Raw genomic sequence first — 13,074 nt, 5'->3', positions numbered from 1 at the left:
GCATCAGCATCAGCATCAGCATCAGCATCAGCATCAGCATCAGCATCAGCATCAGCATCAGCATCAGCATCAGCATCAGCATCAGCATCAGCAGGAGCAGGAGCAGGAGCAGGAGCAGCAGTCTCCATCGTTCCCAGATCGCCCTGTTCAGGGCGATGGCGCCGCGAGCCGATCCACGCATCTCCGCTACGGCGTCGGCATGGCCGCCTTCTTCTACGGCTGTGGCAACACCGCCTCACCCAATCCGTCGACGATGCGCATCGGGCTCCGGCCCGACGGCACGCTGGTGCTGCACCAAGGCGCCGTCGATGCCGGCCAGGGCGCCAACACCGTCATCCCGCAGATCGCCGCCGACGCGCTCGGCGTGCCCATCACGCGGCTGCACATCGTCGGCGCGGACACGCATCTGACGCCGGACTGCGGCCGCACCTCGGCGTCGCGCCAGACCTTCGTGACGGGGCGAGCGACCTTCCTCGCCGGCACCGCCCTTCTGCGCCGCGTGCGCGCGCTGCTGGACGCGCCGGCCGACGCGCCGGTCGTCTTCGGGCCGGGTTGGGTCGGCGTCAAAGGCCCGCCCGATGCCGATGCCGATGCCGATGCCGATGCCGATGCCAATGCCAATGCCGATGCCGATGCCGATGCCAATGCCGATGGTCGACGCCAGTCCCCGGAAGCGGGCGCGGCGCGCGCCGGAGATGGGGCCATCGTGCGCCGCCTGTCGCTGGCCGAGCTCCCCGTCGACGCCCACGGCTACGCCATCGCCGCCGAGGAACGTTTCGATCCGCCCACCGTCGCGCTGAACGCCACCGGACAAGGGCGGCCCTACGCGACCTATGCCTTCGGCGCGCAGATGGCGGAGGTCGAGGTGGATCTGGAGACCGGTCGCGTGCGCGTGCGCCGGGTCGTGGCGGCGCACGACGTGGGCCGCATGGTCAATCCGACCCTGCTCGAGGGCCAGATCGAGGGCGCCGTCGCGCAGGGCGTGGGCCTGGCGCTGATGGAGCAATACCTGCCCGGTCGCAACGACAACCTGCACGACTACCTGATCCCGACCGTGCACGACATGCCCGAGGTCGAGACGGTCTTCGTCGAGGCGCCGACCGCGATCGGCCCCTACGGCGCCAAGGGCATCGGCGAGCCGGCGCTGGTGCCCACCGCCGCGGCCATTCTCAACGCGATCCACCACGCCACCGGCGCCCGCGTGCGCGAGGCCCCGGCCACGCCCGACGCCGTGCTGCGCGCGCTGGCGGCCACGGGTCGCGGCGTGCACGCCCGGTCGACCTCCGCCTGACGAGCCGCCATGCCTCCCACGCCCACGCCCACGCCCACGCCCACGCTTACGCCTACGTCTACGCCGACGTCCCCGGCATTGCCTTCGACTTCGACATTGGAGTCGTCGTCGTCTTCGTCCTCATCCTCGTCGGAGGCGGCGGCGGCGGCGGCTTCGGCTTCGGCTTCGGCTTCGGCTTCGGCTTCGGGTTCGGGTTCGGGTTCGGGTTCGACACCGTCGACCGAGGCGAGCTCGCGAGGCCAAGCCGCCGCGGCCGGACGGCGAGCCTCGCGCCTGCCCTGGCTCGCCCTGCTGCCGGTGGCGCACGCCGTGCTGGGCGTGCTGATCGCCGACCGCGTGCGGCCTTTCATCGCGGGCCTGCCCTTCTTCATGGCCTGGATCCTCTCGGGCACCCTGCTCTGCTCGGTGGTCATGGCCATCGTCTACCGGCTCGATCCCGCCAACCGCGTCGACGAGGAGCCCGGACCATGAACCTCGCCGCTGTCGTGATCCTGCTGCCTCTGGCGCTGTCCATCGGCATCGCGCTGCACGCGCGACGCGGCGTGAAGATGGACCTCGCGCAGTGGAGCGTCGGCGGCCGCGGCTTCTCCGCGCTGCTGGTCTTCGTCCTGATGGCCGGCGAGCTGTACACGACCTTCACCTTCCTCGGCGCCAGCGGCTACGCCTACGGCCACGGCGGCGCCGCGCTCTACATCCTGGTCTACACCTGCCTGGCCTTCGTGATGTCCTACTGGCTGCTGCCGCCGATCTGGCGCCTGGCCCGCCGTCATGGCGCGATGACGCAGCCCGAGGTCTTCGCCAAGGCCTACGACAGCCCCGCGCTCGGCCTGCTGGTCGCCGCGGTCGCGCTGCTGGCGCTGGTGCCCTACCTGGTCGTGCAGATGAAGGGCCTGGGCCTGATCGTCGAGCTCACGTCCTACGGCGCGCTGTCCCCCGACGCCGCCGTGTGGCTGGGCGCGAGCGCCATGACGGTCTACGTGATGCTGTCGGGCATCCACGGCTCGGCGCTGACCGCCGTGGTCAAGGACGTGCTGGTGCTGGCGGTCTGCGTCTTCCTCGGCCTGTACCTGCCGATCCATCACCACGGCGGCATCGGCGCGATGTTCGAGCGCATCGAGGCGGCGCGTCCCGGCTTCCTCGCGCTGGCGGAGCCCGGCCGCAACGGCACCTGGTTCCTGTCGACCGTCGCGCTGTCGGCGCTGGGCATGTATCTCTGGCCGCATGCCTTCAGCGCGGTCTTCACCGCCCGCACCGAACGCAGCTTCCGCAAGAACGCCGTCGTGATGCCGCTCTACGCGCTGGTGATGCTGTTCGCGATGCTCGCCGGCTACGCAGCCGTGCTGAAGGTGCCGGGGCTCACCGGCGGCCAGATCGACCTGGCGCTGCTCAAGCTCTCGCTGCAGACCTTCGATCCCTGGTTCGTCGGCGTGATCGGCGCGGCGGGCATGCTCACCGCGCTGGTGCCGGGCTCGATCATGCTGATCTCGGCCTCGACGCTGCTCGCGCGCAACCTCTACCGGCCGCTGCATCCCGACGCCGACGACGCGCGGCTGGTGCGCGTCTCGCGCCTGGGCGCGCCGCTGCTGACCCTGGTCGCGGTGCTGCTCACGCTCAAGGGCGGCTCCAGCATCGTGGCGCTGCTGCTGATGGGCTTCGGCATCGTGACCCAGCTCGCGCCCGCGCTGCTGTGCGTGCTGATCGGCCGTCCCCGAGCCAACCACCTCGGGGCGATGGCCGGCATCGTCGTGGGCGTGGGCTTCGTCGCGGCGACCGTGGTGACCGGCGCCACCACGCGCACGCTGCTGCCGATGGCGCCCGCCTGGGTGCACGACCTCAACATCGGCCTCGTCGGCCTGGCGCTGAACACCGCGGTGCTGCTGATCGTCAGCCGCCTGACATGGCGCGCTGCACCCATTCCTCGAGCTCTGCCGCATCGATCGGCTTGTCGATGACGCACAGCGCGCCCTGACCCAGCGCGCGTCGCCGCACGGTCTCCGAGGTCAAGGCGGTGATGAACAGCGTGGGCGGCGCGACGCCGTCCCGCTGCAGCCGCGCCAGCAGGCCGATGCCGTCGAGCCGGTCCATCTGGATGTCGCAGACCAGGCAGGCGGTGCGCGGCGCGAGGCCGGCCGCCAGGTAGTCCTCCGCCGACGCGAAGGTGTGGGCCGCCCAGCCGAACGCGCGCACCAGGCTGCCCGTGGCGGCGCGCACGAAAGGGTCGTCATCGACGATGGCCACGATGGCCTCGGGCGCGGCCGCGACAGGACCGCCCCGCGCGGCGGTGCTCGCGGGCGGGTCCGAGGCGGTCATCGGGACCGGGGGATGGATCGACACGGGCGGCGGCTCCGGCGCTCAGACGGTCTCGCGGATCACGCCGAGCGCCTGCATCTTGCGCACCAGCTCCGCCACCGAGCGCGAGCGCATCTTGCGCATGCCCTGCCCGCGGTGGATCTTGGCGGTGATCTCGGCGATGCCCATTTCCCCAGCGATCTGCTTGTTCAGCCGGCCGGTGGCGACATGGCCCAGCACCTCGCGCTCGCGCGGCGTCAGCGCGGCCCAGCAGCCGCGCAGCTCCTCCAGCGAGCGCTCGACGGTCAGGCGCTTCGCGTCGACCTCCAGCGCCGCGATGACCGCGTCGATCATGTCCTGGTCGCGGAAGGGCTTCTCGAGGAAGTCGCGGGCGCCGGCCTTCATCGCCCGCACCGTCATCGACACGTCCCCGTGGCCGGTCATGATGATCACCGGCAGGTGGCCCAGGCCGCGGCCGGCCAGCGACTGCTGGAAGGCCAGGCCGCTCTCGCCGCGCAGGCGCACGTCCAGCACCAGGCAGGACGGACCGGTCACCTTGGGTGCCGCCAGGAAGGCCGCCGTTGAGGGGAAGTCCTTCACCTCCAGCTCCATCGAGCGCAGCAGGCTGGCCAGCGAGCCGCGGAGCAGATCCTCGTCGTCGACGATGAAGACGGTGCGGCGCACCGCCGCGTCCGTCGAGCCGGCGGCATGAGGGGCCGGCTTGCCGGGCTGGGAAAACACTTGCTGCATGACGGACACCTGTTCGCGCTGGCGCGCACGGTAGCACTGCGGGCGACTCCCTGGGGGCCGCCCTATACGAAGAGATGAGCGCGTTATCCGAAGGTGAAGGCATAGGCGCGCGCGCCCCCGCCCAGGAACCGGATCTCGACGCGCCGGTCGCGCTGCACCGCCCGCTGGCGCACCAGCTGATAGAGCCGCGTCGCGTCGACGACGCCGTTGCCCTGCGCGTCGATGTCGACGCCGTGGTCCTCGCCCGGCGGCTGGCCGTCGATCGTCACGAGGATCTTCACCGGACCGCCGTCGGGCGGCGGTCCCATCACCAGATTCATGTCGCGGGCGTGGAAGCGCACGCCGATCGCGCCGTTGACCTCATCGACAGTCGCGTACTCGGGGCCGACGATCCAGTTGCCCGACAGCGACCACTCGTTCGCGTCGAGCCGGCTCATCACGTAGCGCTTGGCGCGATCGCGGGCCAGCGCGCCCGGCGCGGCCATCGCGGTCGCCTGGGCGTAGCCGATGTAGCTCTCCGGCGATTGCAGGTGGTCCAGGTCGGCCGGCATGCCGACGCCGCTCAGGTCGGTCTCGACGGGCATGGGCGTCGCGTCGGCGGGGGCGGCGGCGACAAGACCGCCCTTGCCGCCCGCGGACGGCTTCGCGGCCTTGGCCGGCGCCGCGGCGATGGCGGTCGAGGCCGACGTCGGGGCCGACGGCATCGCCTCGCGCAGCAGGGACTGGATGACCTGCTCGGTCTCGGCGGAACCCTCCTCGCCGAACTGGTGATGCCGGATGCGCCCCTGGGCATCGACGATGTAGAGCGCCGGCCAGAAGCGGTTGCCATAGGCGCGCCAGACCTTGAAGCCGTCGTCCAGCGCGATGGGGTAGTTCAGCTTGAGGTCCTTGACCGCGCGCGAGACGTTGGCCGGATCCTTCTCGAAGGCGAATTCCGGCGAGTGCACGCCCACCACCACCAGGCCCTGCTTCGCATAGCGCTGCGACCAGGCGCGCACATAGGGGAGCACGCGCAGGCAGTTGATGCAGGAGTAGGTCCAGAAGCTCACCACGACGACCTTGCCGCGCTGCGCGCCCAGGTCGATGGGCGGCGAGTTGAGCCAGCCGGTCGCGCCGCTGAGCGCGGGCGCGGGGCCCTCGATCGGCGGCGAGGCGGCCTGGCTGCTGCTGGCGATGCTCGACACCGCCAGCAGGATCAGGGTGAAGGAGCGCCGCGGCCATTCGGCCAGCACGGCGCCGGCGGCAAGGGCGAGGATCAGCGCGCAGGCGCCGAGGGCAAGCAGGGAGAGCGTCATCGCGGGCTCCACGGGAAGATGGGATCAGGACAGGGAAGCGGATGCGGGAGCGGGGCACCGGCCCCACGCCCCGCCCTCTCCCGCCAGCGGGAAAGGGAATCACGCCAGGCCGGCCGGACGTCGGCTGTTGTTCGAGTTCTCGGACGTTCGGCCAGCATGGCGAGGGTCGACCGGCGGTCGTCGTTCAGCTCGACTTGCCCAGCGCCATCACCAGGTGCTGGTAATGGCCGTCGCGCCGGAGCTGCTTGTAGCGGGCCAGCGCCTGCTGGTAACCCGGGCTGCTGCGCGACACGTCGCCTTCGCTGCGATCGTAGGCGGCCAGGCCGGACTCGCGATAGACCTGCAGATCGGCCAGCACCTCGGCGCGGGTCAACGGGCGGTCCATCATGTCCATCATCGTCAGGTGGTCGTAGCGCTCCTGCGCGGCCAGCAGGGAAGCGGACTGGTTGGACTCCTCGCCGTCGCGGCGCTCGGCGTCGGCCAGGCCGGACTGCTGATAGAGCTTCAGGTCGGTCAGGACCTGTGCCCGCGTCAGGGGAGCCTTCGCCACGCCGTCGGCCGGGATGCCGCGCAGCGCCAGGTAGCGCACGCGCGCCGCGCGCCAGGCCGGCGTGCCGATCTCCGATTGCGACTCGTCCGACTCCAGCGCGGCCAGGCCGGAGTCCTGATAGGCCTTCAGGTCGGCGACGACCTGGTCACGGGTGACCGCGGCGGGCGCGGCCGGCTCGGCCAGCGCGACCGACATCACGCCGGCCATCAGGGCGCAGCCCAGCGTGGCCGCGATCAGCAGGCGCTGCGGTTGGAAGCGCCGCGGCGGGAACAGGGGGATTTCATGGTGGTTCATGGTCAAACTCCTTGGGTCAGGGACGCCCGGCGTCCCGGTCCGCTCGCGTCATGACGGCGGCCGGCCGACGGGTCGGCGGATCGCGGTGTCCGGGCCATCCGGGCTCGTGTCCGCGATGGGTTTCACTGGACCAGAGCGCCCCGCGCCGACCAATCCAACCAAACGGCGGATCCGCCCATACGACGGTTTCCACCGCCGTGCCCGCCGTATGCCCCGCCGCCGTCCGTCCGGCGGCCCCGCCTCATCCTTCCTGCTGAGGCGTCGCGCCGAAGCTGGGCAGGCTCAGCGTGACCCGCGTGCCGCCCACGTCGCCCGGCGCGAAGCTCAGGCTGCCCCCATGCGCGTCGACGATGGACTTGCAGATCGCCAGCCCCATGCCCATCCCGTGCGCCTTGGTGGTGAAGAAAGGCTCCAGCACCTGCCGCACCGCGTCGACGGCGATGCCCACGCCGCGGTCCTCGATGAGCACCTCCACCAGGTCGGGCCGCGTGACCGACCACTGCATCGACAGGCGGCGCAGGTCGGTGGGCAGATCGGTCATGGCCTCGGCCCCGTTCATGAGCAGGTTGATCGCGACCTGCTGCAGCTGCACCCGGTCGCCGCGCACCGGGCAGGGCCGGGTCGGACCGGTCACCGACAGCGTCACGCCCAGCTCCGCGAGCGAGCCGCCGACCAGGGTCGCGCACTCGCGCAGCGCGTCGCCCAGGTCCACCTCGGAGAACTGCGGCTCGGCCTTGCGGGCCATGGCGCGCAGGCCCTGGATGATGCTTTTCGCGCGCTTGGCGCTCAGGCTGACATGCGAAATCATGCTCAGCGCCTCGCCGATGTCGGGCTCGGCGCGGCGCAGCCAGCGGCCGGCCGCGCTGGCCGAGGTGTCGATGGCGCTCAGCGGCTGGCCGATCTCGTGGACGATGGAGGCCACCAGCTCGCCCATCGCCTTGAGCCGGCTGGCGCGCGCGAGCTCCTGCAGCGCGTTGCGCAGGCGCTCCTCGGCCTCGGCGCGCTGGCGGTTCTGGTCGACGAGCTCCTCGTACAGCCGCGTGTTCTCGAGCGAGAAGGCCGCCTGCGACGCGATCACCTCCAGCAGCTCGGCCTTGGCCGTCGTGAAGACGCGCGGCGCCAGCGAGTTCTCCAGGTAGAGCACGCCGATCAGGCGCGCGTAGCGCATCATCGGCACGCACAGCAGCGAGCGCGGCCGCGCGCGCTGGACGTAGTCGTCCTGCGCCAGCGCCGGCACATCCCGCGCGTCGTCGTGATGCACCGCGTGCTGGGTGCGCGCCACCGCGTGCGCGATGGCCACGGGCAGCACCTCGCCCGAGAAGGGCGCCGCTTCCTGCGTCACGACGAGCTCCTCGCCGCTCAGCCGCGCCCGGGCGCGCACGATCCACTGCCCGTCGCGCAGCAGCGCCAGCGCGCCGTAGTCGGCGCCGGCGGCCTCCAGCGCGGTGCGCATCGTCGTCTCGACCAGGCGCTCCGGCACGATGTCGCTGGCCAGCGCGTGGGTGATGCGCAGCACCGCCTGCACGTCGAGCTGATGCAGCCGGCTGGTCGGGGCCGAGGGCTGGTCGGCGTCGCGCAGCTCGGGATGGCGCTGCAGCAGCTCGCGCGCCTTGGCGGCCGCGCCCCAGCGCTGCCACGCGGCCAGCGCGTGGCGCAGGTAGGCGCGGCTCTCGATCTCGCGTCGCTGGTCGGCGTGGAAGCCGGCGGCCAGTTCCGCCGCCAGGGCCTCGACCTGCGCGAAGCCGTGGCGGCGCGCCTGGGCGACGGCGCTCGCGTAGAGCTCGGCGGCCTCGGTCACATGACCCAGCGCGCGGGCCTGTTCGGCCAGCACCAGGGCGCGACGGGCGCCGAAGTTCTCGGCGCAATCCGCGGCCCAGGTGTCGAGCGCGGCGACGTGTCGACGCAGCGCGTCTTCCTGCGCCGCGTCACGCTCGCGCACGCGCAGCAGCGCCAGCGCGCCATAGAACGGCAGGTCCGCGTACTCGGCGAACGACCGACCAGCCCGCTGGCAAGCCTCGGCGCGCCGCCGCGCCTCCAGCGCTTCCGCGAGATCCCCGAACAGCAGCCCGAGCTGCAATCGATAGACCCAGTAGGCGAAGTCCACCAGCGTGGTGGGCGCGCCCTCGACCGGCTCGGCCATGCGCTCGGCCTCGACCGCGGACGCCGACCGCGGGGCGGCCGGCTCGCGCGGCGCGTCGCCGTCCTGCAGCACGGCCAGCAGCGAGCGCTGCGCGAGCAATGCGTCCACCACCAGCTTGAAGTTGGCGTCGCGGGCGCGTTGCAGCGCGCGGTCCACGGTCTGCCGCACGTCCTCCAGGAAGTCGCCCGCGAACAGCATGCCGGTCGCCTGGTTGCGTCCGCAGTACAGCGCGAAGGTGTGATCGCCGACGCGGGTCGCGATCTCGAACGCGCGCAGGTGATGCTCGCGCGCGCTGCGGGCCGGCGCGGTCCAGGGCACGACGAAGGTCGCGTAGGTGTGATGCACGCGTTGCTGGTAGCGGCGCAGGCCGTGCGCGTCGATGAGGTGCAGCGCCAGCTCGCCGAACTCGCGGGAGCGGGCGTAGTCGCCGTAGCGCTCGCCCAGCACGCGGATCATGCAGACATAGCCGTTGACCGAGGCGTCGGTGTGACCGTGGGTGACCGCCAGACCGACCATGCGCATCAGCATCAGGTCCTCGAGGTTCTGGTCCGAGTACATCGCCGGCGGCAGCAGGTCCGCGAAGATGTCCACGATGGCGCGGCGCAGCGGATCGGTGTCGGCGGGGATGTCGCGCAGGCCGGCCACGCCGCGCTCGTCCAGCCAGGTGCGCAGGCGGCGGTGCTCCTCGTCGACCTGGGCGTCGCTGGGCCGGCGCGGCAGCAGGATGCCGGCGCGCGCCAGGAAGGCGAAGCCCACGTCCAGCGCCAGATCGAAACGGCCCAGCGTCGTGTAGAGCGCCACGCGCAGCCGCGCGACGTCGGCGCCGAACAGCCCATCGCCCGCCACGCCCTGCAACGCCGCGAGTCGGCCCTCGGCGGCCTCGAGCGCGCCGGTCATGAACTCCGCCTCGCCGCACAGCAGGCTGGCCTCGAGGGCGTCGGCACTGGCCTGCTCGTCGCCGAACCAGTGCAGCGCCCATCCGAGGAACTCCAGCGCCGAGTGATGCGCCGTCGCGGCCTTGGCGCGCCTGCCGGCGTCCAGGTTGATCAGCGCGAAGCGGCGCCGCTCGGCGACGTCGTCCACCGCGGGGGCGGCGAGGTTGACCTGCGTCGCGATCGAGAACACGGGCCGCTCGGCCATCGCGGCCTTGGCCGCGGTGCGGCCGTCGCCGAGCACGACGCCGGTCCCCACGGTCATCAGGCGCCGCGCGATGTCCAGGTGCAGCGCCGCGCGCTGCGCGGTCGGCAGCGCGGCGTGCACGGCCTCGCGCACGTGGTCGTGGACGAAGGCCCAGTGGTCGCGCTCGCTGGCGACGAAGCCGGTGGCGACGGCGGGCGCGAGGCGCTCGGCCAGCGCCGTCTCGTCCAGCCCGGCGGAGAAGGCCAGCAGGCAGTCCGCCGCGCGGTCGCCCAGGCAGGCCAGCGTGTGCAGCAGCGCGCGGGTCGGCTCCGGCAGCGCGGTGAGCTCGCCGGCCAGCAGCTCGCCGACGTCGCGCACGGCGGGATGCGCGGCGATGCGCTCGATCGCCCAGGTCCAGCGCGCCGTGGCGGCGTCGTAGGCCAGCAGCCGCTCGCTGACCAGGCGAGCCAACAGGCGGCGGATGAAGAAGGGATTGCGGCCGGTCCAGGACTCGATCAGCGCGATCAGCTCGCCCAGTTGGTCGGCGTCCTGCTGCAGCGCGCGGGCGACCAGCTCGCGCGCGGCGGCCGTGTCCAGCGGGCGCAGCGACAGATGCAGCGCGTCGGGCTGCTGGAACAGCGGCGTCGCGCGCAGCGGGTGCGCCTCCTGCGACTCCTGCGCCCGCACGGAGCCCAGCACCAGCAGCGGGGCCTGCGCGTGGTCGATCAGCAGGCGCTCCAGCACTTGCAGCGTGTCGACGTCGGCCCATTGCAGGTCGTCGATCAGCAGCACCAGGGGGCGCTCGGGCCGTGCGAAGCAGGCGATCAGCCGCGCCATCGCGCGCAGGACGATCTCGCGCTCGAAGATCAGCGCCGCGTCCGCCAGCGCCGGGGCCTGGGCGTCCTCGGGCAGGGAGAGGATCTGGCGCAGGCCCGGCACCAGGCCCGCCACCGTGGCGCCGACCGGCTCGGTGGCCTGACGCAGGCGGTCGCGCCAGACGTCGAACTCGATGTCCGGGCTGCCCAGCACCAGCTGCAGCAGCGGCTCCAGCGCGCGGGACAGGCAATCGAAGGGCAGACCGCCGCGCGCGGCGGCGCACTTGCCGGTCGCCACCAGCGGCGCCACGCCGCCCGGCGCCGCGCCCATGCGAGCCACGGCCTCGCGCAGCAGCGAGGACTTGCCGATGCCGGGCGCGCCCCAGACCCAGCCCGTCCGCGCGCCGTCGCCCGCGAGCACGCGCTCGTGCAGCAGGCGCAGCTGGGCCAGCTCGTCGCCGCGACCGACGAGGGGGCCGTCGTCGCGCACGGCGGCGATCGCCGCGCCCGCGTCGAGCGCGAAATCAGGGATCCCGCCATGGCGGCGCAGCAACTCGTCGCAGCTGCGCAGGTCGGCGAGCAGGCCGCCGGCGTCGGCATAGCGCTGGTCGGGGGATTTCTCCAGCAATCGCATGACGATCCTCGACAGTTGCGCCGGTAGCTCGGGGCGCGACTCGTGCGGCGGCGCGGGCCGTCGGGTCGCGTGGGCATGGATGCGCGCGGCGGTGTCGACGCCTTCGAAGGGCGGCGCGCCGGTGAGCAGCTCGTGGAAGATGCAGCCGAGCGCGTAGAGATCGGCCCGCGCGTCGACGTCGACGTTCATGCGGGCGCCCAGCTCGGGCGCCATGTAGTCGAAGCAGCTGTCGTCCCAGGCCAGGGTCTCGTCGGCGCGCGCGCCGCGCTCGTCCAGGCGCAGCGCGAAGCCGAAGCCGGTGAGGGTGGCGCGCTCGGCGGGCTCGTCGATGAAGATGCGATCGGGCGACAGCGCGCGATGGATCACGCCGGCCGCATGCATGCCGGCCACCGCGCTGGCGATGGCCCGCGCCAGGCGCAGGAAGTCCGCGGCGGCGAGCGGACCTTGCCCCTCGACGCGCTCGCTCAGCAGGCGGCCGCCGGGGTCGCGCAGGAGCAGCAGCGCGCCCTCCCCGGCCGGCAGCATGGATTCGGGGATGGCGGCCCAGTCCGGATGCAGCGCGGCGCGGAAGGCGTACTCGCGCTGCAGGGTGGCCAGGGTCGCCGGCGCCTCGCTCCCGCGGCCGGCCACGAGCGTGGCGGCCCCGCGCTCCGGATGGACGCGATGCAGGCGCGCGCCCCGGGGGGACAACTCGATGGAAGGCAGGTGGGCGAGGTCGTTCATGGGTACTTCAATGTAGGGAACACTACATGAAATACCATCATAGGAGCCGGCCCCTCGGCGGCGCAAGACGCGGGACCGCCGGGACATCCCTCGAAAGAGTTAGTCCGACCGTTTCGGCAGCCCCGTCCCCTCGGCCGGCGCGAGGGCCGCCCAGGCTGGGCGAGGGCCCGACCGTTTCGCTACATGAGGAGACACGAGGGCCTCAGACCGGCAGCGCGGCGGTGGCGTCGATCTCGAAGAGCATCCCGTCCAACGCCAGCCGCGGCACCGGAATCAGCGTGCAGGCGGGCGTCGGTCGACCACCCCAGCGGCCCTTCAGGGCCTCGCCGATCAGCGCCAGCCTCGCCTCGGAGTGGTCGACGACCAGCACCGTCAGTTTCGCCACGTCGCCGACCCGCGCGTCGGCGGCCGCGAGCGCGGTCTCGAGGTTGTCCAGCGCCTGATGAACCTGGGTCGCGAAGTCCTCGGACAGCAGGCCGTGGACATCCTCGCCGCCCTGGCCCGCGATGTAGACGAGACGGATCGGCCGATCGACCGTGGCCACGTGCGAGTAGCCGTTGGGCGCCGGATCGTAGAGGCCGGCGGGATTGAGAAAGCGCAGCGGGAAAGCCATGTCGTGAGCGGGTGCCGCACAGGGGCGGTCATCGGGTGAAGGAACGGGGCCTACTATCCGACCTCAACTTCACTTGAGGTCAAGACATGACCCCGGATTCCCCTCGCAAGGACGACCGGCTGGGCGTCGGCGAGATGGCGCTGCGCAGCGGACTCGCGGTGTCCACCCTGCACTTCTACGAGCAGCGCGGACTGATCCGCAGCGAGCGCAACGCGGGCAACCAGCGCCGCTATCGGCGCTCGGTGCTGCGGCGGCTGGCGGTGATCAAGGTGGCGCAGCGCATGGGCATCGGCCTGGCGGAGATCGCCGCGGCGCTGGCGGTGCTGCCCGACGGCCGCGAGCCGACGAAGGCGGACTGGCGGCGGATGTCCTCGGTCTGGGCGACGGCGCTGGACGAGCGCATCCGCACGCTCACCCAGCTGCGCACGCAGCTGGACGGCTGCATCGGCTGCGGCTGCCTGTCGCTCAAGGCCTGCCCGCTGAGGAATGACGGGGACAAGCTCTCAGGGGAAGGCCCAGGGCCCCACTTCGAGTGAGCATGCCCATAATGGTCCGTCGTTG

At 72.4% G+C, this 13,074-nt stretch carries 11 protein-coding genes; 4 read left to right on the top strand and 7 right to left on the bottom strand.

Annotated elements, in window-relative coordinates:
- Positions 1 to 181: hypothetical protein (locus MCHT01_RS26205; RefSeq protein WP_067065362.1), on the bottom strand; the 181-nt coding region annotated here is incomplete at its 3' end.
- An 18-nt stretch (positions 182 to 199) separates the two neighbouring features.
- On the opposite strand from MCHT01_RS26205, the gene MCHT01_RS27360 reads away from it, so the two are divergent.
- The 3 genes from MCHT01_RS27360 to MCHT01_RS10885 all read left to right on the top strand — a co-directional run bounded on the left by MCHT01_RS27360 (position 200) and on the right by MCHT01_RS10885 (position 3,243).
- Positions 200 to 1,291: a xanthine dehydrogenase family protein molybdopterin-binding subunit gene (locus MCHT01_RS27360; protein WP_067065361.1), complete on the top strand. Its 1,092-nt coding sequence runs from the start codon at positions 200 to 202 to the stop codon at positions 1,289 to 1,291.
- Positions 1,292 to 1,564: 273 nt separating this feature from the next.
- On the top strand, positions 1,565 to 1,762 hold the full coding sequence (locus tag MCHT01_RS27980) for a DUF3311 domain-containing protein (RefSeq protein WP_067065375.1): 198 nt from the start codon (positions 1,565 to 1,567) through the stop codon (positions 1,760 to 1,762).
- Positions 1,759 to 3,243, top strand: coding sequence for a sodium:solute symporter family protein (locus MCHT01_RS10885; protein ID WP_067065360.1), 1,485 nt, complete (start codon positions 1,759 to 1,761; stop codon positions 3,241 to 3,243). Before MCHT01_RS27980 ends, MCHT01_RS10885 begins: the two co-directional genes overlap by 4 nt.
- Here the strand turns inward: MCHT01_RS10885 and MCHT01_RS10880 are convergent.
- The 6 genes from MCHT01_RS10880 to MCHT01_RS10855 form a co-directional block, all read right to left on the bottom strand.
- A complete protein-coding gene (locus MCHT01_RS10880; RefSeq protein WP_084452388.1) occupies positions 3,176 to 3,601 on the bottom strand; it encodes a response regulator transcription factor in 426 nt (141 codons plus the stop codon). The genes MCHT01_RS10885 and MCHT01_RS10880 overlap by 68 nt on opposite strands.
- A 42-nt stretch (positions 3,602 to 3,643) precedes the next feature.
- The gene (locus tag MCHT01_RS10875; RefSeq protein ID WP_084452387.1) at positions 3,644 to 4,330 is read right to left on the bottom strand and encodes a response regulator transcription factor; all 687 of its coding nucleotides are present in this window, start codon (positions 4,328 to 4,330) and stop codon (positions 3,644 to 3,646) included.
- 83 nt (positions 4,331 to 4,413) lie between these two features.
- Positions 4,414 to 5,625, bottom strand: a complete 1,212-nt coding sequence (locus MCHT01_RS10870) for a thioredoxin family protein (protein WP_067065359.1) — start codon at positions 5,623 to 5,625, stop codon at positions 4,414 to 4,416.
- Positions 5,626 to 5,809: 184 nt separating this feature from the next.
- The gene (locus MCHT01_RS10865; RefSeq protein ID WP_067065358.1) at positions 5,810 to 6,469 is read right to left on the bottom strand and encodes a hypothetical protein; all 660 of its coding nucleotides are present in this window, start codon (positions 6,467 to 6,469) and stop codon (positions 5,810 to 5,812) included.
- Positions 6,470 to 6,710: 241 nt separating this feature from the next.
- A complete protein-coding gene (locus MCHT01_RS10860; protein WP_067065357.1) occupies positions 6,711 to 11,900 on the bottom strand; it encodes a trifunctional serine/threonine-protein kinase/ATP-binding protein/sensor histidine kinase in 5,190 nt (1,729 codons plus the stop codon).
- Between the two features lie 202 nt (positions 11,901 to 12,102).
- The gene (locus MCHT01_RS10855; RefSeq protein WP_067065356.1) at positions 12,103 to 12,513 is read right to left on the bottom strand and encodes a RidA family protein; all 411 of its coding nucleotides are present in this window, start codon (positions 12,511 to 12,513) and stop codon (positions 12,103 to 12,105) included.
- A gap of 86 nt (positions 12,514 to 12,599) precedes the next feature.
- Between MCHT01_RS10855 and soxR the strand changes: the two genes are divergently transcribed.
- Positions 12,600 to 13,049, top strand: a complete 450-nt coding sequence (gene soxR, locus MCHT01_RS10850; protein ID WP_067065355.1) for a redox-sensitive transcriptional activator SoxR — start codon at positions 12,600 to 12,602, stop codon at positions 13,047 to 13,049.
- Positions 13,050 to 13,074 lie beyond the last annotated feature (25 nt).

The organism is Mitsuaria chitosanitabida ATCC BAA-476 = NBRC 102408, assembly GCF_001598255.1.
GTDB lineage: Bacteria > Pseudomonadota > Gammaproteobacteria > Burkholderiales > Burkholderiaceae_C > Roseateles > Roseateles chitosanitabidus.
This window is presented reverse-complemented; position numbering and strand designations above follow the sequence as displayed.

Coding starts and splice junctions, on each gene's coding strand:
- MCHT01_RS10875 (WP_084452387.1), bottom strand. CDS start 4,330: ATGCAGCAAGTGTTTTCCCAGCCCGGCAAGCCGGCCCCTCATGCCGCC.
- MCHT01_RS10865 (WP_067065358.1), bottom strand. CDS start 6,469: ATGAACCACCATGAAATCCCCCTGTTCCCGCCGCGGCGCTTCCAACCG.
- soxR (WP_067065355.1), top strand. CDS start 12,600: ATGACCCCGGATTCCCCTCGCAAGGACGACCGGCTGGGCGTCGGCGAG.
- MCHT01_RS10870 (WP_067065359.1), bottom strand. CDS start 5,625: ATGACGCTCTCCCTGCTTGCCCTCGGCGCCTGCGCGCTGATCCTCGCC.
- MCHT01_RS10880 (WP_084452388.1), bottom strand. CDS start 3,601: ATGACCGCCTCGGACCCGCCCGCGAGCACCGCCGCGCGGGGCGGTCCT.
- MCHT01_RS10860 (WP_067065357.1), bottom strand. CDS start 11,900: ATGAACGACCTCGCCCACCTGCCTTCCATCGAGTTGTCCCCCCGGGGC.
- MCHT01_RS10885 (WP_067065360.1), top strand. CDS start 1,759: ATGAACCTCGCCGCTGTCGTGATCCTGCTGCCTCTGGCGCTGTCCATC.
- MCHT01_RS10855 (WP_067065356.1), bottom strand. CDS start 12,513: ATGGCTTTCCCGCTGCGCTTTCTCAATCCCGCCGGCCTCTACGATCCG.
- MCHT01_RS27360 (WP_067065361.1), top strand. CDS start 200: ATGGCCGCCTTCTTCTACGGCTGTGGCAACACCGCCTCACCCAATCCG.